Origin of the sequence: Paenibacillus sp. FSL F4-0100, assembly GCF_037993005.1 — a bacterium.
Lineage (GTDB): Bacteria > Bacillota > Bacilli > Paenibacillales > Paenibacillaceae > Paenibacillus_AQ.
Map to the genome: position 1 here is coordinate 4,434,268 of NZ_CP150303.1, position 24,486 is coordinate 4,458,753.

Consider the following 24,486-nt stretch of genomic DNA (forward strand, 5'->3'; position numbering starts at 1 on the left):
TCCCCCTCTGTTAAAATAAAGCGTCACGTTTATTAATGCGTCTTACTGCCGTATTTGCTACTAGGATGAGCACTAAACAAACGACGGATTGATAGAATCCAGCTGCTGTCGACATGCCGATATCCCCCGATTGAATCATGGCACGATAGACAAAGGTATCGATGGTATTCGTTGTCGGGATCAGAGCGCCTGTATTCATAGGAACCTGATAGAATAATCCGAAATCCGACCGGAGAATGCCGCTGACCGCAAGCAGGGTCATGGTGGTGATGACAGGCAAAATAAGCGGGATGGTGATCCGAGTCATCTGCTTCCACTTGGTTGCACCGTCAATCGTGGCGGCTTCATAATATTCTTTGTCTATTCCGATAATGGAAGCGAAATAGATGATGGATAGATAACCAACGTTCTTCCATGCATTTACGATGACCAGGATGTAAGGCCAATACTTGGGTTCTCCATACCAAGACACCGCCTCCGAACCAAACCAATTGATTAATAACCTGTTCACAAGACCGCTATCCACATTCAAAAAGCTGTAGACCAGATAGGCGACCACGACCATCGAGATGATATGCGGCAGCAGGAATGTGCTTTGATAGAACCGGCTGATCGCTTTATCCTTAATTTCATTAATCAGCAGTGCTACCAGAACAGCTAAAACCAGGTTCAGCACAATAAAAACGAAATTGTAAAGGAAGGTATTGCGGGTAATAATGTACGCATCCTGTGAGTTGAACAAGAATTTAAAGTTATCGAACCCGGCCCACGCACTTCCCCATATGCCATCGACATAATTATAGTTTTTAAATGCTAGAATCACGCCGTACATGGGGACATAGTTGTTGATGAACAAGTAGACGATCCCCGGCAATGTCATTAGCAGCAGCCACTTATACTTCTTCAGCCTCTTCCTTAAATGAGACGAACCCCTCATGTTCCAGCCCCTTCTTGTCACGTCATGTAAACCCTTACATCCTCATTCTATAACCAATGATTCTGGTCAACCACTATCCTTATGACTTTCTGATACCACAATGATGACTTCTTTTCTTCCGACTTCAAAATGGCGATTGTCAGTTTTAACCAGACCCATTATGCAAGGGGCGTAATCGCGGGTTGTTGAACAGCTTGCAGCCATTCCAAAACGCACGAAAAAGCTGTTTAAGTTTTTTAAACGCAAAAAAGGGGGTCCCAAAAGGTCCTTTGACCTGGGACGCCCCCGCTGTCTGTTGTTTGACGCTGCGCGTATGAATAAGAAGCGGTGGAAAATCTTCTACGTCTGCTTCATCGGTACAATTTACCCTCAATCATCGTCCACTGCACTTGATACCTTTCGTCCATCAGGACGAGATCCGCATCGTATCCTACCTCGATTTTTCCTTTGTGAGATAAACCCAGAATACGGGCCGGCGTTGTTGATGCCATGTGCACCGCATCCTCCATTGAAATTTCGTTAGCCACGGTCAGACGTAACGCTTCATTCATAGTCACCGTGCTTGATGCTAAAGTGCCATCCGCAAGCCTTGCAATCCCCTCGGAAACGGTAACGTGATGACCACCAAACATATAATTGCCATCACCTAATCCCATCGCCTGAAGTGCATCTGTAATCAGCACCATGCCTTCAGGCCCTTTGAGACGATGCATTAATCGGACAATGGCTGGATGAAGATGGACTTGATCGACAATCGCTTGCAGGCTTACATGCGGTTCTTCGAACGCGGCTACAATCAGTCCGGGATCTCGATGGTGAATCGGTCTCATGCCGTTAAAACAATGGGTTACATGACTCGCACCGGCTGCGAAAGCCAGCTTCGCTTCCTCGTATGTGGCATCGGAATGGGCTACGGCAATCACAACACCCTGCTCTTTCAGAAAAGTTATGAGCTCCATACCTCCAGGCAATTCTGGTGCGATCGTTACCATTTTAATGAGCGAACCCGCTTCCTGAAAAATCAACTTCATTTCTTCCAGATTCGGGTGGCGAAGATATTTCTCGTTTTGCATCCCTTTACGTCTCGGATTCAAGTAGGGTCCTTCCAAGTGAATGCCAGCGATTCTTGCCCCCTGTTCTCGTCCGATTACAGATTTTACGCTGCGAATCATCTTCAGCAGGTCCTCTATCGTCGAACTCACGGAAGTCGCCAGAAACGAAGTGCATCCGGTTGCAGCACAAGCGCGTGATACTTCTTGAATGCTGTCCTCGGTTCCGTCCATCATGTCATAGCCATTGGCCCCATGAATATGAACATCTATCATCCCCGGTATGAGCCACATTCCTTTGCCATCAATTAGTTCAGCATCAGCTTCGATTGTTTCCAGTTCTTGCGTCGCTTCTATTCGCTTCAACTCCCCATTCGCAATCCAGACCGTTGCAGAAGGAATTATTTGATGAGGCAGGTGGACTTTGACATGTTGAATGATTTTGTTGTTGTTCATTACTACTCAACTCCATCCTGTTGGTTATGTGCCTGACATTCTATTAGCGTAATATTTTTGTTGTCTAATATTTCTTGTATTTCAATGGGAATCGATCGATCGGTTACAATAATATCCACGTGATCAAAGTCCAACTTGAACCTCGATTTCACCGCGAATTTGGTATGATCCGCAACAAGTATGACCTGATCCGAGCGCCGGGCCATTTCTCTCTTCACCCGGACATCTTCTTCATATGGATAATAGAGTCCGTCTGGCTGGATTGCCGTCGCACCGATGAACGCTTTATCGGCACGGATTTCACTGATTTTATCAATGACGGAAGGACCGTATAATAATCGATTTTGGGTATGCAGATAACCGCCAAGCAGGTAGATGCTCAGATCTTCCCGTTTGGAGAGTATCCCTACATTATCGATGGAATGCGTAACCGCTGTTATCTCTCTCGCTTGAATATGCTCCGCAACAAATTGAACGGTCGTAGATACGTCCAAAAATACCGTTTCGTGGTCCCGAATCAGATTAGCGCCATGCTCGCCGATCACGTTCTTGCTCGTCGGCTCATCAATCAGTCGTTCCTGGTAAGAAGTAAGTTCCTTTTGAAGTTCAGGCAAGGCTACCCCTCCGTGCGTTCGAACGACCACGCCTTCTTGAACTAGTCTGACAATATCTCTGCGTGCGGTATCCCGCGACACTTGAAAGAACGAGCATATCTCACCAACACTCATCGTTTTATGCTGTTTTAAGTAATCCAGGATTTTTACTAAACGTTCCTCTTGGAACACATCTTATCCCTCCCTGCTTAAGTATTTACGTTCTTATTATAAGTATATATAAGCAATTATAAATAATCAATAAGTATATGCAAGTTGATTGCTGTTATTGTGAAAACTAAAAAACCACGTTCTTCGTGGTTTTTAAAGTGAATATATTCAGCCCTTCGACATTTTCCATCCCGACTATCGTACCGTGAGGCCATATCACCTCTTAAATAGAAGACAGGCAGGCCGCTTCTTGCATAGAAGCAGCCTGCCCTTACAATCGAATAGGAGAGCCGTTAATAAGTAAATGATTGTTTTACCGTGCCAATCCGTGCGTTTGCATATTGGATATCATTACATCTCATATTTTCAAACACCTGCACTGCGGCATTGGCTACATCGATATCCTGAGCGCTCGTTCCTCCACTTACACCAATGCCGCCCACAACCCTACCTTCGTGAACTAGCGGAATTCCCCCGCCAAGTATAACGACTCTTCCCTGATTCGTCGTGTTAATGCCAAATGTAGCTCCGCCCGGAAGCGCAGATTGAGCTAAATTCGCCGTCGGCATTTGCATCGCTACGCTGGTCCATGCTTTGCCTATGGCAATATCGATGCCTGCTATTCTGGCATTATCCATCCGATGAAAGGCAATGAGGTTCCCCCCTTCATCGACGATCGCTACATCAGAATTAAGACCCATTTGTCGTGCTTGGTGTTCAGCAGTTTCCAATAACTTCTTAGCCGCAGTTAAAGTGAGTTTGTACATGATAGCTCTCCTTTACTTAAAAGAAATACTACATTATATGTCATTTGCCTATAGTGGTGAATTGGATTGTTTTCTCTACAGAGAATTTCATTCCGCACTTTGCCGTCATTCAAAGAATCCAGTCAGCAATCGTTAAAACGAAAAAGCCGGCTGCTTGGCGACTTCTTATGCTTGCATGTTCGTGTCCTCCGACACCCCCTAACAGCTATTGTTGTATAATTTTTTGAAGAAGATTATCGAAGGCAGAAGGATTTCGATGGATATTCGATAATCTCATCAAGCCATATGCTCCATATTGGCGGATTAACCCTTCCTCGTTTAAAGCAAATTCCTTATGTTTATCTGGAAGGGTCATTCGCTGCGCCATCGTGGCATGATACACCCATGATTTCAGATAGCACTTGGGCCTCCAGTTCGTTCGTGTCCCCATATAATAGTAGTAACTCAAGAGCAAGCTATCGTCTTCGTAACCTTGTTTCCCTCGTAAAAATTGGGTATCGTATCCCCCTATTTCGCGTAAGATCCTTGCTTTATGAACTACAGGATGAACGAATCCTTCTACGACTTCATCTCGCTTCAATTCGCCCAATAAAGTAATTAAGTCCGCCTCGGTATCATCAGGAGTCACTACATCAAGGCCGCTTGGTTGTAGTTCACCATACATGGTCACAATGCCAGGGGAGATCATGGGTTCATCGGAATTGGCTAAAAAATCAAGCAGAGGTACATACCAGTTTCGAGGAAATACCATATCAACATGAATTTCTGAGATGTATTCAACATCCCTGTGATGCTTCCAAATGTACTCAAAACAGGTTTGTCTTGCTCGGGCGATGCCTATATTCTCCCCATGGCCAAGAATTACCGCGGATAAGCCGCAAGAAGTTAGCAACGCCCTCAAATTATCATTACTTAGACACCCTTGATTATATAAAACAACAAGATGATCCTCCGATGACCGTAAGCTTTCGAAGCATGCTCTTGCCATGCTTAGATCATCATCACGGAAACATTCGCTTCGGATCATTACAGGCAGGGTATGAATAATTTTCATAAAACCGCCCCTTTTTCCCTATTCGATCCATGGGATCAGATTCGGATTTTCATCCAATATAGATAAATACTGCTCCATCCAACCAAATTTCGCTTCCGGGTCAAGTAACATATATCTTTGGAATTTTTCAATGCGGTATTCGGATTTTGCCCATCCGTAGTGCTTCAAGCGGAGATCGGACAGTTGGTGGGGCAGTTCAAATATGTTTTCTGGGAAACGCCCGCAATGCTGCGGAGTTTCCTTCCAATTGTATACAAAATCATGCCGGTAACGGATCAAGAAAGGGCGGTAAGTGAAGTGTGATCGCCAAAGATGGTCCTCTCTGTAATGGGTTTGATTCCAAAAATCATAGAGCCGAAAGCAAACCACGTCGACTTCCGATTGCTTTAACAGTAGATGGATTTCCTCAGAAAAACGACTCTCAAATATTTCGTCTGCATCGAGATTCAGAATCCAATCGGGTTCGGTTTTTAATGTTTCCTCCCATTGTTGCTTTCGTAAATCGACCTCGTTGTTAAACTTTGAAATGTCATTCCTCACTATCCGAACCGGTATCCCTTGTAGCGTGTCAAGGCAAACATCTACCGTGTTATCTACGCTTGCGTCATCGATGATCACTGCCTCGTCGATATATTTCCGATGTTCTTCTAGTACTTGCCTTAAGTAGCGATTCCCCTCGTTTTTCAAAACCATGGTCAACGTCAATTTTTTTTGTCCTCGGTTTACCGCAGGACCTATTTTTTTACAAACATCATTTGGGAATAAGACCCTGTTCGATGGAGTGATTTCTTCCCCATGCTCTCGTTTGAATTTCTCTACCCCCTCTAGGTCAGATTCGCGATAAATATGATATGCCGGAAAAAAAGTGTCCACATATAACGGAAATCCAATCGCGGCGGCACGAACACAGAAATGACGATCCTCCCCCCAAAAGGAAAGGTTTTTAATGGGCTTGAAATTGACCCCGGCGACCATCGCATGACGGCTAATAAGAGTACAGGCCCCTAATCCCCCTACCTCATATACCCCCGGAACTTTCAATTGAGTAATAAATTGGTCATAACGGACGGCAATTTCCTCCTTACTCAAATCCTCTCCCCGTTGTTGTTCCCATTGTGTATATTCGTCACGAAGCCATACTTGAGGCTGGGGTGCAGAATCCGGCTGCCATGATGTCCAAAAAACCTCCGACACAATATCTCTTCCCGAAGCGACTAGCTGTTCAACTGTTTCGGGATGCAATAGCAAATCCGAATCGACTAAAAACAAAAAGTCATACTGTTCATCAATGGCATGTCGGATCATGGTATTCTTAAATTCTGCTACTTTCCAAATAAGATGCTCGTTCCAAAAATGCGTATTTTCGTCCCGACAATATTCGTCCCCTTGTCCGGATGCCAGTACCGTAACAGGAGCCATAACTTTGGCGAAATCTCGAAGCATATCACTGGCCTGTTTATCTTGGTTGTCGTCAATGAATAAATATCCGAATTCCACATCATCCTGCCTTAAACAATGCAGAGAAACTAAAAACTCTTTTAGTATGGCCGGCTTTTGATGGATGGGGCTTCCGATTAATATGCGCTTTTTGTTCTCATTCATGAAGATCACCGCCGTCGACCTTTATTCCTTCATACATCCCTAAGACAGATTCCAAATACCGTTTATTCTGAGTGACTCTTGGGTCAGTCGGTCGATAGCTACGGGCTATCTCATTATGATTGTAGGCAAGCCTGTATTCGCCAATTCGGTCGTAACATACGCATAGCTGAAGGTGGGGCAACCACGTCGAACATACAGGGTTAATAAATCCCCAGTTATCCCCTGTCTGTTTGCGTTGTGTGGCCAGCTTATACCAGAATATCGCTGTCCGAATATCGCCATGGTTCAAGAAATGATATCCGATACGACAACAAAATTCAGCACGTGGGCTGCTGTATTGTAAGGAATGTAAAGAGGATTCCAATTCTCTTTCCCGATTACCAAGCTCGTGGTAGCAATCCGCTAATTTCCCGCAGGAAGAAATGTTATCTTCGACCCACCCTTTACCTGTGTCCAGAAATTTTTCATAATAACAAATCGCTTGTTCGTACATCCGGTGATCAACGAGTTCATTTGCAAAGTAATATAGGTCCCTCGGTGAAAACTCCTCGTCGCTTAGTAAGCGTGATTCATAAATTCTAAGATTTCTGTCGCTATCATGGTGGAGTCTGTTATGTGTGACGGCAACGTCACTATTCAAAATGTTCCCCCACACTTCAAGGTACTCATGGACTGCACCGATCCATTGGAACTTGTTCTCCCTCTTTACGAGACGATTACGACTAACACTCAAAGTGACATTTCCAAATTCGTCGAATGCCAAATGGTAATCCATTGTAACGAAATCAACGGATGGGTCGAGAATCCCTTTAAGATGAATAAACTTCTTACGATCTTCATCCTTTAAAACGTCGTCCGCGTCCATCCAAAAGATGTAGTCCTTCGTAGCGAGACGAAAGGCATAATTCCGGGCCGCTGCAAAGTCATCCATCCATTCGAAGTCGAAAATCTGGTCCGTATATTGAAGTGCAATTTCTTTAGTCTTGTCAGTTGACCCTGTGTCTACAATCATGATTTCATCAACGATATCCTGAACAGACTTCAAGCAACGATCGATACTATCCTCTTCGTTTTTTACAATCATACAAAGGCTAATGGAAATCAAATCGCTCACCCCATTACAGTTATATTCCGGGGAATATAACCATGTGATCCTAGATTCCCTAATTTGGAAAAACACCTTCAAAAGGTAAAAGCGGCCATCCCTCAAGGATTAGCCACCTCTTTAGCCTAAGGCTGTATTAAAGCTCCTATAAAGGTAATTGCTCCAATAGCGCTTGCTGTACCGACAGTAGTTAGTGCAGCTAACGAATACGTAACATTCCCTGTTCCAGGAGTTAGATCAACGTGGTCAACACTTGTTGCTTCAAATGTGTTATTTCCAACTGCATGTTGATTAATGCTAAATACAATTGTTGCTCCACGGAGAATTTGTAACTGGAGCACTGTAGTACCCGCAGTAGATTGCCAACCGACGATTCCCGTTAACCAAATTCTACTTCCAGCTGGAACTCCTGTTATTGTGATGGTTTTTAATGTTGTCGCGGCGGCAGCTATCGGGATTGCTGAACTTCCCGTCGTATTTGGTGAATTCTCCGACACCTGAAACTGTTGGAAAGACCCCGTCGGGCCAGTCGAGCCAGTCACTCCTGTTGCTCCTGTTGCACCTGTTACTCCAGTGGCTCCGGTTGTTCCAGTTGCCCCAGTCGCACCAGTGACTCCGGTCACTCCTGTTGCACCTGTGGCTCCGGTCGCTCCAGTGGCTCCGGTTGCTCCAGTGGCTCCGGTCGCTCCGGTCACTCCAGTAGCTCCAGTGGTCCCAGTCGCTCCGGTCGCTCCAGTGGCTCCGGTGGCTCCAGTCGCTCCGGTCGCTCCAGTTACTCCTGTTGCTCCAGTCGCTCCAGTCGCTCCAGTCACTCCAGACGCTCCGGTTGCTCCAGTTACTCCAGTAGCTCCAGTTGCACCAATCGCTCCGGTTACTCCAGTCACTCCGGTTGCTCCAGTGACTCCGGTGGCTCCAGTTGCACCGATGGCTCCAGTTGCTCCTGTTTCACCAGTGGCTCCTGTTTCACCAGTAGCTCCGGTTGCTCCAGTCACTCCGGTTGCCCCAGTTGCTCCAGTTGCTCCAGTGGCCCCAGTCTCACCAGCAGCTCCGGTTGCTCCAGTGCCCCCAGTCTCACCAGTAGCTCCGATGGCTCCAGTTGCACCGATGGCTCCGATGGCTCCAGTTGCTCCTGTTTCACCAGTAGCTCCGGTGGCTCCTGTCACTCCAGTTGCTCCGGTTGCTCCAGTCGATCCGGTGGCTCCTGTCACTCCGGTTGCCCCAGTTGCTCCTGTTGTTCCGGTTGCACCCGTCACTCCAGTGGCTCCAGTCACTCCAGTGGCGCCGGTGGCTCCAGTTGCTCCGGTCGCTCCTGTCACACCCGTCACTCCAGTAGCTCCAGTCATTCCAATCGATCCAGTTTCACCGGTTGCCCCAGTTGCTCCAGTCGCTCCGCTTGCTCCGGTTGCACCCGTCACTCCAGTAGCTCCAGTCATTCCAGTCGCTCCAGTTTCACCGGTGGCGCCGGTTGCTCCAGTTTCACCTGTTTCTCCAGTGGCTCCAGTCACTCCGGTCGCACCGGTTGCTCCAGTTTCACCCGTTACTCCAGTTACTCCAGTTGCTCCAGTTGCTCCAGTGCCTCCGCTTGCTCCGGTTGCCCCAGTCACTCCAGTGGCTCCGGTGACTCCAGTTACTCCACTCGCTCCGGTTGCTCCAGTGACCCCAGTTTCTCCAGTCACTCCAGTGGCTCCGGTTGCTCCAATTTCACCAGTTGCTCCAGTTGCACCAGTCACTCCAGTAGCTCCAGTAGTCCCAGTTTCACCAGTTGCTCCAGTCACACCGGTTGCACCGGCTGCTCCAGTTTCTCCAGTAGCTCCAGTAGCTCCAGTTGCACCCGTCACTCCAGTAGCTCCGGTTGCCCCAGTCACTCCAGTGGCTCCGGTGACTCCAGTTACTCCAGTTACTCCAGTTACTCCACTCGCTCCGGTTGCTCCGGTTGCTCCAGTAGTCCCAGTTTCACCAGTTGCTCCAGTCACTCCAGTTGCTCCAGTAGTCCTAGTTTCACCAGTTGCTCCAGTAACTCCAGTCGCTCCGGTTGCCCCGGTTGCCCCAGTTTCACCAGTAGCTCCAGTTGCACCAATAGCTCCAGCTGCATCAGTCGCTCCAGAAAATTCCGGTGGATCCGTTAGCTCCAGTAGCGCCATTGACTCCGGTCGCTCCAGTATCTCTAGCGTATCCAGTTCACCAGTGTATCCAGTTACTTCAGTTGCACCCATTGTTCCGTATGGACCCTTTGTTTTAGAATTTTTAAGTTTTCTGATACATCTCAATACTTGATTAAGGTGAAGTAGGGAGTTTGCAATTTCTTTCTTAGCACGAATTGTTTTTCTTTGTTTCACAAAATTCTTGGCTTCTCGCAATTCTCTCATTGCCGTATTTACTTTTCTTACACACCTTTTTCGTGACCTTTCCCGTATATTTGTTTTTGGCTCCCCCCCCACCTTTCCAAGGATGTTTGGTTTTTTTATAACTATTTAAACACCCGAACACTCCAATCATAATGACTATTGTGGCCTCAATCTCATTTACTGCACGTTCAGTTCTTTCCTGGACTAAAGAGTGTTTTGCCCTCCGCAGTCGCCTTTCTGCAACATTCAACATACGTATTCGATTCCGATAGGTCACTTATCGTTCTCCTTTCGGAAGTTGTTGTTCTTACTTGACCACGATCTTCCGGGTATCACAACAACATTCTACGGATGGGAGACTAATATCAACACGGTATTCGCCTATTTAATGTATTTTCTATTGTGCTGATTCCCAGTCAAGCACTTTCCATGTGCTGTAAACACCCGTTGAAATGGTTTTTCTAACATGAATAAAAGAAAAAAGCACCTCAAAAAGAGATGCTTTTCAAATCACTCAGTCAACTTTCTGCTGAGTAATCATTTCAGCCACTGTTCTGCCATCTGTTATGAAGCGATAATTGACGCTGCGATAACTCAAAAGATGAAAGTATGGATGTATTATCGGCTAAGTCGGGCAATCAGGGGGGCGCTTAAGCAGGAAAAACTATCTTATCGGCTAACGAGTTTTAACGGTTCACTCCCATTTATCACAGGCTGCGTGCAGATTGATTTCGGAGTCCTTTTTGCAACAATGGGTTTGACTCGATACACCGGAACTTACTTATGAGGCTCCCCTTTACTAAAAGAAATATCTCATTATATTGTCATATGCCTATAGTGTGAATTGCCCAATACCAGTAATCCAGAATGAATGCTAAAGAAATGTCTCGCACACCCATTCAAAAAATTTTTCCTTCTCTTCAAATTGCGGATAATGCGCAGATTGATCAAACGCGATAAACTCCTTCTGATCGGCTCCAAGCATATCGAAATATTCTTTTGCTGCATGAGAGGATGTCATATAGTCATAATCGCCCATGATAAAGTAGCACGGTATTTCAAGTTTCGTTACAAGCGTTGGCAACGGATGTTCTATAACCTCCACCAACAAAACCTTTTGAGAAAAAGATATCCCGACGTTATATCGAATGACGTCCATTAAGTTATACTCGCTGATTAATAGCATTCCAAGGCTATTGCCGTCGGGGCTGTCAATAAGTCTGGAAGCTCCGCCATATTGAACGACATAATTTCGGGGAGTGAACATTTCGCCCTTTTTGATTTTATCGGTTAGGCCTTGCAGATATAAGACGTCTTCCGCGTTGCCGGCCTGATGAGCTTGGCTGATTAAGTAGGTCAAACTGTCCATCTCGCTTGTTAAGGTATCCCCCATCTGACCAATCCCGACATAAGCCTCATATTTTTCGGGAGCCTTTTGGGCCGCCTGTGCAGCAATATACGTACCATAAGAATGTCCAATGAGAATTATCTTTTCTTTGCCCAGACGTTCCGAAACGTGATCCGTTAAAGCCAATAAGTCATTTACCAGCAATTCCGATGAAAGATTAGCGTAATCCTCAAAAAAATGATAGGATTTTCCGCTGGCTCTTTGGTCGTAATGAACAACCGTAAACCGGGTTTCCAACAAGTCTTGATATGCCGCGGCATATGGGATTTCCGGGGCTCCAGGTCCTCCGTGGACAAATAAAATAACGGGATTGTTCTTGTCATCGCCGCGTATCATCAGTTCTTGCTTGCTTCCATTGATCTCTACTTGTTCTAAAATGCTAATACTATTTTCGCCTTTGATGGACGATGTCCATGTAGGAAAAATTAGGGCTGTTATGAGTAGCGCTATTAGTGTTATCCCGATAATTCTTAATATTTTTTTCAATTTTCTCATGGTCTTGGGACACCTTTCAGCTTAAAGCTTGAAGTAAATTGCGGAAGATCCAATGTAGATTTCATTACATCTCATTGTACCTTAGGCTCGTTTACTCCAAATCCTTCCTGAGACTGAATTGGACCTAGACCCTAGTCGAAGAAATCAGCGGCATTAGAACATAGCTAATAACAAAAAAAGCCGCTGATCTTGATACAGATCAGCGGCGCAGAAACTACCAGGAGGATAGTTCGGTCCTTTTCCAATTGTTTTGGGCAACGCAAACATATACATATTGGTCGTCCCAAGAGATCTGTCCTTGGCTGCATGCAGCAGTGGAGGAAGCGGGCGTATACTTTTCGCGAAGACGCAGCATATCCCCGTTTACATCGAGCTTGGTGTCGGGTTCATTCGTGCCAATTCCGATATTGCCGTCACTGCGCTGCACGGTGAGCGGGGAATCGAGCACTTTGCCGTCATCTCCATAACGGACGAACTGCAGGTTGGCTCCCGCATTGTCACCCGATTCCTCTAAACTGTCGGCCCGTACGGCCCATCTCGGTGTCGTCTCATTATCCTTGCCGGCTGCACTTAACTGGATATCCCGGTTCGTCCCGCTTTCGCCGGCTACCCGCAAGATACCACTCATGACATTGAAATTGGACGAATGCGTACGGATCTCGCTTACGTCGGTGTCAAACGGAATTTCAAGCCGGGTAAACAACTGGTTGGGGTATTGACCAGTCGGCGACATAGTCGTCTCGAACGAGATATGCTTATGATCCTGCTGCTCCGGATTGTTTGCCTTGTCATGGGAAATGATCGCCGTCTTGTCCTTGCCATTCTCGTCAACCCAGACAATCGCCGGCTTGGCCCTTTCCGCCGTCCATTGCAATCGAATCAGATCGGACTGATGCCCTTCTTCCTCGATCCATTTCTTATCGGTGGATAAATGAAGCCGCTCATTGTGCGGTATGCGTATATCGTCGCCGTTTTGCTCGGATTGTCCAAGTGTCGTTTCCACTTCCTTTTCCTGATCCGTACAACCCATGCCGAGCAAGAAGATGCTCACCATTATAATCATAATCGTCCCTAATAATTTCACAGTGTTTCCCTCCATTTATCGGTATGATTCGATTTCGTTCGTGTTCATGAACAAAAACACTTTGTCTGATCGTATTATATCCAACCCCCAGCGTACACCCATTTCATCAAACTTCCCGAAAAAATGATTCTTTTCGTCTATAAAGTTTTGTCGGAATTCGTCCGAAAGGTGTGCTTCGGTTGGTCATACAAAACAGCCCAAACTTTCATTCTTTTGTAGGCCCAGCAAGAGGGACTTTTGGGTCATTTTGTAGTAACTGGTTCGAGCTTAAAACATGAAGTCCTAGTCTTCCAAGATTATTCGATATCGTTAAAACAAAAAAAACCGCGATTTCCGCGGCTTTCAATATATGTGATTAATAAACTTCATAATTTTGTCCGGTTTGTGCTCCTTCTACGCTTTTTTTGAAAGCAAGGGCTACGCGACTAGCAGGAACTGCTTCAAAGCCCGGAAAAAACTCGCCATATTTTCCAAGTGATTCTTGTAAGACATTAGGGCTAACACTATTTATACGGATTCCCCTAGGCATTTCAATCGAGGCGGATTTAACGAACGCTTTAACACCACCATTGGCCATGGCCGCTGATGCACCTTGAGGAATGGGATCATCCATCATGATGCCCGTTGTTAGAGTAAAGCTTCCGCTGTCATTAATGAAGTCCATTCCCAAAAGGACTAAATTGATTTGCCCTTTAAGTTTACTTTCAATCCCTATTTCGTTTAACTCAGGCGTTAATTCGGTAATAGAAGCAAAATGAGCACCGCCTGTTGCACTAATGACTGCATCCACTTTCCCAACTTGCTCATACATGCTTTTGATGCTATCAACCGATGTAATATCAACCATTACGTCTGTTCCGTTTCTTCCAGCGCGAATGATTTCATGATGTTGTCCTAGTTCTTTGGCGACTGCTTGTCCAATCGTACCGCTTGCCCCAACCATGATTATTTTCATGTTTGCTCTCCTTTCCATCTACAAAAACCCTTGCACCATGTTTGATTTAGGGAATTTCCCTTGGAGATAAGAATCCCATAGCTGATGAATAAATTCAATATTGATTGGGTCCCTGAGAAAATCGCTGAATATCCTTTTGAAAATATCCATTCAGCGCATCTTAAAAACCATGTTTATATTAACACATCATCGGTAAGACATAAAAAGTCGCCTCAATGGGCGACTTTCTATTCGTAGATGTTTTTCCTGCAAAGAATATCTACTTAAACCGATTCTCTGCTAAAATCAAGACCATTCACCAATGACCGCTTGTATGCGCTGCTCCACTTCCGAACGCTTTTCTTCCGTAATACTTCCCGCTTTGGCTTTATTCAGATGCTTGAGCGCATCATTCAGATGCTTCACGGCCTGATCCTTCTTGCCCTGTTTATGCTTTAGCTCTGCTTGTTTCAGAGCATTGCCGATCTGCTGGCTAAGCGGATGGCTGATATCACCCTGCAACTTCCAGGACTGAATATCGTCCATCAGGGAGCCCAGCATATCCGGTGCCGCCGCATCAGACACTTCAATCTTCATCAGCTGCGTATCGTTCGTGTAGTAAATGTTGCCGTCGTGTCCCAAATTCACGTGCTGGGATTCCGCCAGCGTCTGGTAATCCATCGTTTCCGGATTGACCACGGTGACATGACCGGCAAGCGTCAGATACATAAGGCCGTCCTCGCTCCAGCGAATATATACCGGACGCCAATTGCCGTATTTCTCAACACCTTCGTAAATCGTTTTGCTTTTTACAATTTCCTGGGTGTTCGGGTCTACAGCGAATAACGTTCCGTCAAAAGCCGCCCACAGCAGCCCGTCCGGACCAAAACTCGTACCGCTGATGATATGAGGCGTGGGAGAAGCGCCTTCAATGGAAGGTACCCATTCCTTCTCCACTTTGCCGGTCGCGATGTCCCAGATAAACAATTTGGCCGCCGGTTCTGAAGGAGTGATGCCCAGTCCACCAGCGACGGTGGTGGAACCGTAAACCTTACCGTCTTTCACCGCAATGCCGACAATCGACTGATTGTTGATGACGTTCTTGTATTCGGTATAATTGCTGCCGTTGGCCGGATCATAAATGGTTAGGGATCCACCGAGTTTGCCGTAATCCGGAATGGTACCGATAAACAGCTTGCCGTCCGCGGCTCTCATGATGAACGGTCGATCCTGGCCGGTAATTTTGAACAGGCTCTTACGCTGTGTCGGATTTTCCGTATTGTATTCAAAGATATCCGCCCCAGGATAAACGCCCATATACATCTTGCCGTTCATGGGCACCATCCCTTCCGACTGACCCATAGGGAAGTTCTCGAAGGTTCCTGTCTCAATCGAATACGCAGACCCTGTTCCTCCAGGGTATCCGCTAATGAACAGACGTCCATCCGGACCGTTCTCCATCGTCTGGACAGGAATCGGGTTGCCTTTCACCGGATATGGAATCGCCTTGACCTGTTTGGTCGTAAGATTCATGCAGGCTACGCTGCCGCCGAATTGAACGGTTGCAAGAGAAACACCTGGAAGATCCGGATCGTTCGGCACCTCAACCCAGGCCGTATTGCGCAGGAACGTTCCGTACACCACACCGGTGTCAACAGCAGCAAGGGTATTCAAATCCACTTCCATCAGATGGTTATTCTGCACGAAATAGATTTTATTGCTGCCTTCCGGTCCGTAAGAGAGACGAATGCCTTTATTGTTCAAGTGGTATGTCTCGCTCCACTTTTGCAGATCCAGATCATAGAACAAAAGCGCGTTGTTTCCTTTGCTGATGCCGGCAACCAAATATTTGCCCGCGACATCCAGCTGGTTCACCATGCCGATGTCAACCGCTCCGTTGTAGCTCGGAATCTGGATGGTCTCCTTCTCGCCAGACTCCACATTGACCTTCACAATGCTGCCTTCTATCCCGATGCCGACATACAGGTATCCATCATGATACGCAGTGGAACGACTGTAGCTTTGGCCCGTGCCTACAATGCCGTAGTCCTTCATCTCCCCTGTAGCGGGATCGTAGCGGCCCGCTTTCGCATGGGGATAAGAACCGAAGTAGACCCGGCCCTGCTCATCGTGAGACAAGCCATATACGACCTGCTCACCGATGCCGCCCAGAACTTTCAATTGTTTAGTCACCGGAGAGTAGGAGTACAGTGTGCCGTTCCCCCCGATATACACCGTCCCGTCAGGGGTCGTAATATGCGTCCAAGAGCTTTCGGATCCCGTTAACGGGTGCGTGCTCAGCACTTCTTTGGTTTTCAGATCAATGACATGAAAGATAGCCGGCTTGCCGGATACCGTTGTATACATAACCTCGCGCCCGTCCTGAATTCCAAATGCCCCGTCATAAATCGCAACGCTTTGCATCGGAGATCCCAAATCGATAGGATTACTGTAAGTTTTCCCAATGTCCGCCGAGGCACTTGTGGGGAAGAAAACCGCAGTCAGTAACGTGACACAAATCGCGAAACACAGGCGTTGGAGTGCCTTCTTCACGTGAAGCCTGCTGTGGGTTATGTTCATTAATTCATCCTCATTTCTATTATGGAATGTACTGTAAATCAAATAACTGTCCGACCTGTGCAGGTAAACTTGATCGTTTTACCAAGTAAGGATCGCGGCATCCCTCCCCGACTAAGAATGTTGAATCATGAAGTTCTGGTATTTATGTAGTTCATATACTCGCAAAGAATTTAGCATATACCCTATATAGTGTCAACTGGTTCTTATCTGGTCATTATCTTAGAATGATAGAATCGTTCAGCCTCACTGAAAACTTGTAAATTCGAGAAAGTAAAAAAAAGCCGTGACCACGGTGGTCACAGCTTATGAATCCATTTGTCTCTTGTTGTTTTACTTCCCAGCCCGGACATCAACTCTTCCTCATCGATCAGATAAGAGAAGTATTGCTTCAACTGCTCGCGGAACAGCAGCATCTCATCCAGGCTTAGTCGTATATCTTTGCAGGTCTTATATAGATGAGCCATTTCTCGGTGCAGGTTGAGGCGGGACGGCCGTCCTTCCATCTCCGGATCTACGTTCTCGGTGATGTAACGGTTCGCCGGAATGCTGTAAGTGTGCCTGCGAATGTGTTCCTGCACTTCGTCAGAGACAAGGAAATCGGCAAAGCTCTGGGCCAGTTCCCGCTCCTTGGAGCACGTGTTGACCCCGATTCCGGTGCCCAATAGCAGGGTTGTCCCATGATCAAAATGCGGCAGCGGCGCTACGTCATACTCAAAGGTCGCTCCCTTCAACTGATTGAGCAGATAATAGGTCGTCAGAATGACAGAGACCTTTTGCTCGCGGAACAGCTTCTCTGCTTCAAAAGCGCCTTGGGCCAAGGCCAGCGGGAACATGCCGTCCTCGTGAATCAGTCCGCGAAGCCAGGACAAACCCTCGATCCCCCGGCTCCATGACGAATCAATCTCCGTATCGCCTCTATTCTGCATGAGGAAAATGGGCCATCGGTTCAGTGAATACAATTGCAGGGCCAGACTGTAACGTCCGGGGCTTTTCAGCTCCCTCAGCATTCGCTGAAGATCGTCCCAGCTCCAACCACTGTCCGGCTCAAACTGTCGTTTTTCCCGCAGATGCTCTTTATTGTAGGCCAAGAGCACGGGAGAATGAATGAACGGCTGCGCCGCCAGCCGGCTTTCGCCATCCATGAACGGGCCGTGCAAAAAAGTATAAGTAGACGCGCGCGGCTCCTGACGGTGAAACAGACCGGTACTGTCGTTCTCCTGAAAATGCATCATATCCTGGATGTTGACGGACAGCACATCTACAATGCCAAGCCTCATCAGATTGGCGATGCTTTCCGGATGTTCGTAGGGAAGGTCCACAATCTCCACTGCTACCTCCGGATGCCGCTCCTGAAATAAGGCGAGCACATATTCCATTTCGGCCTCTGCATATAGGGAAGGATACAAACCGAACCGAATCTTACGGGTTTGCCGGGAAGCTGCAACCACTTGGGTGCCTACCCGGGGTACTTTCACGATCAATTCTTCCTGAACCAGCTGATCCAGCGCCTGCCGGACTGAATTTTTGCTCAGTCCATACAGCTCGATCAGGGTCATCTCCGATGGTAGATATTCGCCTTGAGCGTAAGTGCCGCGTTTAATTTGTTGGCGTAGGTCGGTGACCATGTGCTTCATTTTATTTTGATACGTATACCGGTCGGATTTAGCCATATGAGACCACCTTTATTTACCATAACTGGTTCACTACATCAATCCATTCTTATAGTATACTCACTCTTCAACTCGTTTGGCAAAATTAAATCCCATGAAAACTGTACCTGGGCAGATAATCGTTGAATTAACAATCAACAAAAAAGGATTTATTCATATCATCTCGAACATGATATTTCGGTGCATGGATTGCTAGGTTACATTGGTTACCATCCCCTATACTCAATCTTGAAAGGATGGTCTGTATGGATTGGCTGGGTCGTATGAACAACGCAATGGAATATGTAGAAACACACCTGTCTGATACGATTGATTACGATATCGTGGCTAGAATTGCCTGTTGCTCAACATACCATTTTCAACGAATGTTTCCGTTCATAACAAATGTGTCGCTTTCAGAGTATATTAGGCGCAGGCGGCTGACCCTTGCCGCATTTGAACTGCAGCAGAGCGGTACAAAGGTCATCGACATCGCTTTAAAGTATGGTTACGAATCGCCTGAGGCATTTTCTAGAGCGTTTAAAAAAAAGCACGGTGTGATGCCAATGTCAGCGCGCGACAAAGGCGTTACCCTGAAGGCCTATCCTCGGTTATCCTTTCATATTTCGATTCGAGGAGATGTTGAGATGAATTACAGAATGGAAGAAAAACAGGCTTTTGAGATGTTCGGTGTAACGACAGTTGTTAATAGCGATGACGATCATCCTTTTATTGATATACCTGCTTTTTGGACTACGTGTGTAACCGACGGTACCGTTGATCGAATTCGTACAGCTGCGGGTTTGGGGGAAAATGGTCAGATCCATGGGATGCTATACAACAAGCAAGGTGGGGAATTTTCCTACATGATCGGTTACTTTATGCCCCAGAGTGGCATGCCAGAAGGGTTTGAAAGACTCCCGATCCCACCTCAAACCTACGCGATATTCTCAACTGGCCTCTACCCCGACGGGCAAAGCGGTATACATGATTTATGGAAGCGCATTTGGGCAGAGTGGTTTCCAACCTGCAATTACGAACCGGCAAATGGGCCTGAGTTTGAGATGACTTACGATAGAGGCAACAGCATGTATGAAATGGAAGTTTGGATCCCTGTCGTTAAGAAGCCTGGATCTTAGGACGGAATAGCAGCACGAGTGATTATCACTCATGCTGCTTTCTGTATTACTTTGAGTTATCAGCTTGTTAAATTATTCGACTGCTTTATTCGGCTGATCCCTGACCCACAAGTTCATGATGAACAAGGATGTGGCTAGTATTGTAAGGGTGACTCCGAGCCATTGAAATCCTAAAGCACTGAAAGTCTCTCCCATGACGATTCCTATCAACAATGACGATAAAATGGTCCCCAGGTATCTCAGGCCGCATGCAGAGTCATCTAATCGAAGTGCAAATGTTATCGGTTATGAGACCTGTTTCTCGGGAAATCCGACACCGTCATCTATCAGTGGATCTCAACTTCCACCGGCAGGTCATCGTCAAGTTACCTCCATGTAGCTCCGCTGTCAATGAGCCATTCATCTTGTCCATTAAACTTTTGGCAATGGAAAGACCAAGTCCCGATCCTTGGGCGGATCGGGTACGGTCGACCGTATAAAAGCGATCGAATAGGAACCTCACATCGCTTTCGGATAACCCCTTTGCTTCGTTAACAATCGTAAAGTCGGCAGTCTTATGAAGTTTCTCAAAGCGAATGAACACAAGACCGGTAGCATGTTCAACCGTATTGGCGAGCAAATTCTCGAGGACCCTTCGTACAGCAGATTCGTCGGCATATACAGCCACCTCTTCCTTCGGCAATCGGATCTCTGGCGTGATATCTCTTTCGTTGAACCGATCATAGAAACCAACGAGAGTGTCTGTCAGGAGGGTGGTCATTCCGATACGCTCGGTTTTAAGTCGATAATCCGAAGACTCGATTAACGACAGCTCGAAGAAATCGTTCAATAGCGCTTGAAGCCGTCTCGTACGATTTTTAACGATTGTGACGTATTCAAGCTTCTCCTCAGGCGTAATAGATTCTGCTTCCAGTAGTTGAATAAAACCCATTATGGATGTCAGAGGAGTCCGAATATCATGGGAAATGTTCGCAATCGCCTGCCTTAACTCATTCTCGGTTCGTCTTCTGAGGGCCTCCGCGTCGACGATGAGATCGGACTGGCGATTAATTTGTACCGCAAGCGCTTCGAGCCTCCTGTCGAATAGAGTTAAGTTGATTTTTTTGCCGGTTGTCCGTTTATTGTAACGGCACAGTTGCTCTGTCATCCTCCCCAACTCCCGCCTCAACAGCAGCAGACGGGCTAGCAGGAGAGCCACCACCGTAGCCAATATAAGCGTTATGATAAGCAAGACTCTCCCGCCTCTCTCGTCCTTTATTTAATTTCCTTTCTACGGTACACGAGAATACCAAGCAGACCGGATATGACGATCGTCAGCAATGGCACGAGCAGAAGTGCTGGCAGATCACCGTTGTCGATATTGGTCTTACTGATATTGCCTAGTAGCTTGAAGATAGAATAATCGTATAGCGTAGTAAACAATGGGACATATTCACCCAAACCGGTCATAATTGAATCAATCATTAGGAAGAAAATCATCGAGAAGCCGATCGTTTTGCCGCTATCGGTCAATACGGTTGTGAACATGGCCCCAACCGCCGCATAGCCCGAAGCGTACAACAGTGTTAGTCCGAGGACTCTCGGTATGAAGAACGTGTCGAGCCCCTCCGGCAGTTGACCGAAACCTGCAAGCACTGAAACTTCGATCGTGCTGACGATTGGAAATACAAGAGAGATAGCCATCGCACCGACTGCGAATCCGATCACTTTGGCGGCAAACAGCCGCCCTCTATCATTGCCCGACGATGCAATAGTTTTCATAACACCTGTCGAATATTCGTTAGAGATGAAGAATCCCGCCAGAGCGGCTACCCCGAATTTGATAACATAGGCATTGCCCGTAATAAAGTTTAGTAGAAATTCGGCACCGGTGATCTGCGGATCTCCATTGGACATATTGTCAAAATAATAGAGCAGCGGATACGCTAGTGAAAGAGCAGCGATTGCGAGCAGTAGCACACGGAACGATCTGTCCTTGCGCAGCTTGAATAGCTCGGCTCTGATTAAATTATACATGCAGGGCACCCCCGATCCGCTTCGTGAAATAGCTCTCCAAGTCTTCGCCCATCGGCATAAACTGCTCAATCTCCAGGCCCGCGGTGAATAGTGCCGAAGATACTTTACCTGGGTGCTCGATGCTGCTATACAGCTTGATGGCGCCATCGGGCATCACTTCGAAATCGGTTGTGCCAAGCTCATTCTGAATTACAGTTGCCGCTTTGTCCGGATTATCCGCTTTAATAAACACGTACTGCTGGCATTTGCCGTTCAATTCTTGGGCAGTGAGCTGCTCCAGCAACTGGCCGTGATGAATGATGCCGAAGTGGCTCGCCAGTAAATACAACTCACTCAGAATATGACTAGAGATCAGAATCGTAATCCCTCGCTCGCGGTTGAGCCGCTTGAGCAGCTCGCGCATTTCAATGACCCCCATCGGATCGAGCCCGTTGGTCGGCTCGTCCAGGATGAGAAATTCCGGCTCACCTAGTAAGGCGATTGCGAGTCCGAGTCTCTGCTTCATTCCAAGTGAGAAATTTTTCGCTTTCTTCCTGCCCGTTCCCTGTAGTCCGACCAGTTCAAGCATGCTTGGGACGCAATCTTGGCCGGGGATGCCACGGAGAATCCGGTTCGCCTCCAAATTCTCAGCGGCGGTCATATGAGGAAACAACGCCGGGCTCTCGATAATCGACCCTATCCGCTTACGAGCTTGAATCAACGCCCGCTCATCGCTGGCGCCGAACAGTTCGATCGTTCCTTCGGTTGGAAAAGCAAGCCCTGTCACGATGCGTATAAGCGTCGATTTTCCTGCTCCGTTCTGCCCAATAAAGCCATAAATGGAGCCCTTGCGGATGGATAAATTCACTTTGTCCAACGCTAGGCTACCTTTGAATTTCTTGGATAACTGGTTCGTTTGCAATACATATTCGCTCATCGTCGTCTTGGCCTCCCTTATGTGATAGACCAAGTATAGAAACAAAAAATTAAGAGGGTCTAAAGCCAAATCTTAAGAATGTCTTAAGGCATGAGCCGATAACCTATGCCCCATACCGTTTCGATAAATTCGCTGCCCGGCGCGGCCTTTGCCAGCTTGCTGCGCAAATTGCTCATATGTACATTGACCGTGTTGACGTCTCCATAGAATGGCTCGTTCCATACGCTTTCATATAGATCGGCTTTCGTGAATACCTTTTTAGGCGCTGACATTAACAACGCGAGAATCTCATACTCCCGGGCGGTCAGTGCAAGCTCTATCCCATCCGTCGTTACGGACTTAGCGTCGCGGTCGAGCACAAGTCCATTATGCTGCAGAACGTTGGGTACAATCGGCAGCGCTATCTGCGCAAACCGACGCAGATGGGAATCGATTCGCGCCGACACTTCCTCGATATCGAACGGTTTCGTAATGAAGTCGTCCGCCCCCCCTCGCAGTGCCGATACCTTGGTATGCTGTTCGCCCTTGGCTGAAATAATAATAACTGGACCATTTCTCCGTCCGTCGATCCGTTTCAGCAGTTCCTCACCTGTCATTCCCGGTAACATCAGATCGAGCAGTACCATGCTCCATTGGCGCTGCTCCAGATAGAGAAGCGCTTCTGTGCCGGAGAACGCGGGCTGTGGAACGTAGCCGCTTTTTCTTATAATGCTGCATAGCAGCTGGCTAATATCACTATCGTCCTCGGCTACGAGAATATGTATCGAATTATCCATCGTATCTCCTTAATATTATGTAGTAGCATGTAGTAGCTTATTACTTAGATATCCTTTAGCAATAAAAGATATGAGTCGAAAGGTTCCCAGTTCACAGGTTCGGTAAGCAAGGACGCGTACGTAACATGACCCCCGAATCGAACTCGCACGACGTCAACGCCACGGGTTAGGAAGCTGTCCAGTAGAGTCGGTAGTTTCTCGAACGCAGTACGGCTAACCGTTGGTTTGGACAAAGCCTCGAGGCGTTCCGGCAGAGTCTCGTCGGGAAAGAAGCCGCGTGTAAAGAGCATGAGTTCAGCGCCCGTTACCATGACAACCTCCACCCCCGTAATTCGGATGTGTTCGGCACGTTCTGCACAGTCCTCAAGCAAGGGGTGAGAACCTTAGTGTTTTCGTTTGCATTCATATTTATAATAATCTTGTACATGCACTGCCTCAAATCCAACCGACTCATATAACCTCAAAGCATGGTCGTTTCTCGTTTCGACTTCTAAGTGTACCGTAAATCCGGCAGAGCTTTGCTCTTTAACGACTTGACGAAGCGCTTTTCTGCCTATACCTCTGCCCTGATATTCCGGCAAGATGGAGAAACCATAAATCCATGCCTGCCCGTCTTCACGACTCACCCGAAGTTTTCCAACCGTTTCTTCGTTCACGTCAATCATGAGCATATCCGTGTTATCCGCGAAGTGATGGCTTTCCATCGCTCTGGCGTCATCTTCTTCCAATCCGAACGCCGTCACGGACAAACGAACACTCATTTCGTAATCTTCTTCGGTTGCCTGTCTCAGAAGCACATCGTTCGGCTCCTCCAGCGGCGTTTCGCTCCACTCCATTTGATGCTCCGAGAATGCATATTCAGCACCTTGTGTATTCAAAAAGAATTTTGCCGCATCTGATCCCGCAGGCGCGTTCAACAAGATTTTCTTGTATCCATTTGAGTTTACTTTTTCCATTGCCAGGTGAAACAACCGCCCGAAATGCCCCTTTCGACGTTCACTTGGTTTTACCATGCCGCATACCTCGACAGTAGAACCAAAAGCATACAGACCTAAAAACGCTATAAGTTCGCCGTTTTCATAATGAAAAAAATCAAGCGGCTCCGTTTGGCGATCTCTTAGCATTTCCCAGTTAAGCTTCAGTTGTACATGATCATGAATTTCACACTCTTTTTGCAATTGTTCAATGTCTTGTAGTTGCTGTGTCGTTAACATATTTTTCTCCTTTTAACTGTCGCATCAATAAAACTAAAGCTATAAAAATTCCAAACACCTAGCCGGGAGACGAACATCATCTGTCCGTTAAGTTCTACTTTACCATACTCACATGATGTGAGGGCGTTGATTTGACTACACAAAGAAAAAAGGACTTTTGGCTAAATGCCGCAAGTCCTTCCCTTCTTAGACACTC

Annotated in this window: 19 protein-coding genes and 2 pseudogenes; 1 reads left to right on the plus strand and 20 read right to left on the minus strand. The window is 46.9% G+C overall.

Going from position 1 to position 24,486, the window contains the following annotated elements:
- Window positions 1–10 precede the first annotated feature (10 nt).
- From MHH48_RS19955 to MHH48_RS20015, 13 genes and pseudogenes are all read right to left on the minus strand, one after another.
- Complete coding sequence (locus tag MHH48_RS19955; protein WP_076321666.1) at window positions 11–937, minus strand: ABC transporter permease subunit; 927 nt, start codon at window positions 935–937, stop codon at window positions 11–13.
- Window positions 938–1,287: 350 nt separating this feature from the next.
- Entirely contained in the window at window positions 1,288–2,442 is a 1,155-nt protein-coding gene (nagA, locus tag MHH48_RS19960; protein ID WP_076321667.1) for an N-acetylglucosamine-6-phosphate deacetylase, read from the minus strand.
- 2 nt (window positions 2,443–2,444) lie between these two features.
- Window positions 2,445–3,227 (minus strand): DeoR/GlpR family DNA-binding transcription regulator, encoded by a 783-nt coding sequence (locus MHH48_RS19965; RefSeq protein ID WP_076321668.1) that lies wholly within the window; start codon window positions 3,225–3,227, stop codon window positions 2,445–2,447.
- Window positions 3,228–3,499: 272 nt separating this feature from the next.
- Window positions 3,500–3,973 carry a heme-binding protein gene (locus MHH48_RS19970; protein WP_076321669.1) on the minus strand — a complete coding sequence of 158 codons (474 nt, stop codon included), beginning with the start codon at window positions 3,971–3,973 and terminating at the stop codon, window positions 3,500–3,502.
- 205 nt (window positions 3,974–4,178) lie between these two features.
- Window positions 4,179–5,027: a hypothetical protein gene (locus tag MHH48_RS19975; protein ID WP_076321670.1), complete on the minus strand. Its 849-nt coding sequence runs from the start codon at window positions 5,025–5,027 to the stop codon at window positions 4,179–4,181.
- 18 nt (window positions 5,028–5,045) lie between these two features.
- A complete protein-coding gene (locus MHH48_RS19980) occupies window positions 5,046–6,629 on the minus strand; it encodes a glycosyltransferase (protein ID WP_076321671.1) in 1,584 nt (527 codons plus the stop codon).
- Window positions 6,622–7,734, minus strand: coding sequence for a glycosyltransferase family 2 protein (locus tag MHH48_RS19985; protein WP_076322169.1), 1,113 nt, complete (start codon window positions 7,732–7,734; stop codon window positions 6,622–6,624). Before MHH48_RS19985 ends, MHH48_RS19980 begins: the two co-directional genes overlap by 8 nt.
- 125 nt (window positions 7,735–7,859) lie before the next feature.
- Window positions 7,860–10,001: pseudogene (locus MHH48_RS19990) on the minus strand (collagen-like repeat preface domain-containing protein).
- Between the two features lie 952 nt (window positions 10,002–10,953).
- Window positions 10,954–11,982: an alpha/beta hydrolase gene (locus tag MHH48_RS19995; RefSeq protein ID WP_076321673.1), complete on the minus strand. Its 1,029-nt coding sequence runs from the start codon at window positions 11,980–11,982 to the stop codon at window positions 10,954–10,956.
- A gap of 214 nt (window positions 11,983–12,196) precedes the next feature.
- Window positions 12,197–13,066 (minus strand): hypothetical protein, encoded by an 870-nt coding sequence (locus MHH48_RS20000; RefSeq protein ID WP_076321674.1) that lies wholly within the window; start codon window positions 13,064–13,066, stop codon window positions 12,197–12,199.
- Window positions 13,067–13,421: 355 nt separating this feature from the next.
- Window positions 13,422–14,021, minus strand: a complete 600-nt coding sequence (locus tag MHH48_RS20005) for a short chain dehydrogenase (protein WP_076321675.1) — start codon at window positions 14,019–14,021, stop codon at window positions 13,422–13,424.
- 285 nt (window positions 14,022–14,306) lie between these two features.
- On the minus strand, window positions 14,307–16,580 hold the full coding sequence (locus MHH48_RS20010) for a hypothetical protein (protein WP_076321676.1): 2,274 nt from the start codon (window positions 16,578–16,580) through the stop codon (window positions 14,307–14,309).
- Between the two features lie 296 nt (window positions 16,581–16,876).
- Window positions 16,877–18,250 (minus strand): extracellular solute-binding protein, encoded by a 1,374-nt coding sequence (locus tag MHH48_RS20015; RefSeq protein ID WP_076321677.1) that lies wholly within the window; start codon window positions 18,248–18,250, stop codon window positions 16,877–16,879.
- A gap of 245 nt (window positions 18,251–18,495) precedes the next feature.
- On the opposite strand from MHH48_RS20015, the gene MHH48_RS20020 reads away from it, so the two are divergent.
- Window positions 18,496–19,368, plus strand: a complete 873-nt coding sequence (locus MHH48_RS20020; RefSeq protein WP_076321678.1) for an AraC family transcriptional regulator — start codon at window positions 18,496–18,498, stop codon at window positions 19,366–19,368.
- Between the two features lie 72 nt (window positions 19,369–19,440).
- On the opposite strand, the pseudogene MHH48_RS20025 reads toward MHH48_RS20020, so the two are convergent.
- The 7 genes and pseudogenes from MHH48_RS20025 to MHH48_RS20055 all read right to left on the minus strand — a co-directional run.
- A pseudogene (locus tag MHH48_RS20025) lies at window positions 19,441–19,608 on the minus strand (MFS transporter); the annotation flags it as partial.
- A 79-nt stretch (window positions 19,609–19,687) separates the two neighbouring features.
- Entirely contained in the window at window positions 19,688–20,599 is a 912-nt protein-coding gene (locus tag MHH48_RS20030; protein ID WP_083659602.1) for a HAMP domain-containing sensor histidine kinase, read from the minus strand.
- A 23-nt stretch (window positions 20,600–20,622) separates the two neighbouring features.
- Window positions 20,623–21,384 carry an ABC transporter permease gene (locus MHH48_RS20035; RefSeq protein ID WP_076321680.1) on the minus strand — a complete coding sequence of 254 codons (762 nt, stop codon included), beginning with the start codon at window positions 21,382–21,384 and terminating at the stop codon, window positions 20,623–20,625.
- Window positions 21,377–22,300, minus strand: coding sequence for an ABC transporter ATP-binding protein (locus tag MHH48_RS20040; protein WP_076321681.1), 924 nt, complete (start codon window positions 22,298–22,300; stop codon window positions 21,377–21,379). The genes MHH48_RS20035 and MHH48_RS20040 overlap by 8 nt, the downstream gene beginning before the upstream one ends.
- 83 nt (window positions 22,301–22,383) lie before the next feature.
- Window positions 22,384–23,076 carry a response regulator transcription factor gene (locus tag MHH48_RS20045; protein ID WP_076321682.1) on the minus strand — a complete coding sequence of 231 codons (693 nt, stop codon included), beginning with the start codon at window positions 23,074–23,076 and terminating at the stop codon, window positions 22,384–22,386.
- Between the two features lie 44 nt (window positions 23,077–23,120).
- On the minus strand, window positions 23,121–23,387 hold the full coding sequence (locus MHH48_RS20050) for a hypothetical protein (protein WP_256720454.1): 267 nt from the start codon (window positions 23,385–23,387) through the stop codon (window positions 23,121–23,123).
- A 72-nt stretch (window positions 23,388–23,459) separates the two neighbouring features.
- Complete coding sequence (locus MHH48_RS20055) at window positions 23,460–24,290, minus strand: GNAT family N-acetyltransferase (protein ID WP_076321683.1); 831 nt, start codon at window positions 24,288–24,290, stop codon at window positions 23,460–23,462.
- Window positions 24,291–24,486: the final 196 nt, after the last annotated feature.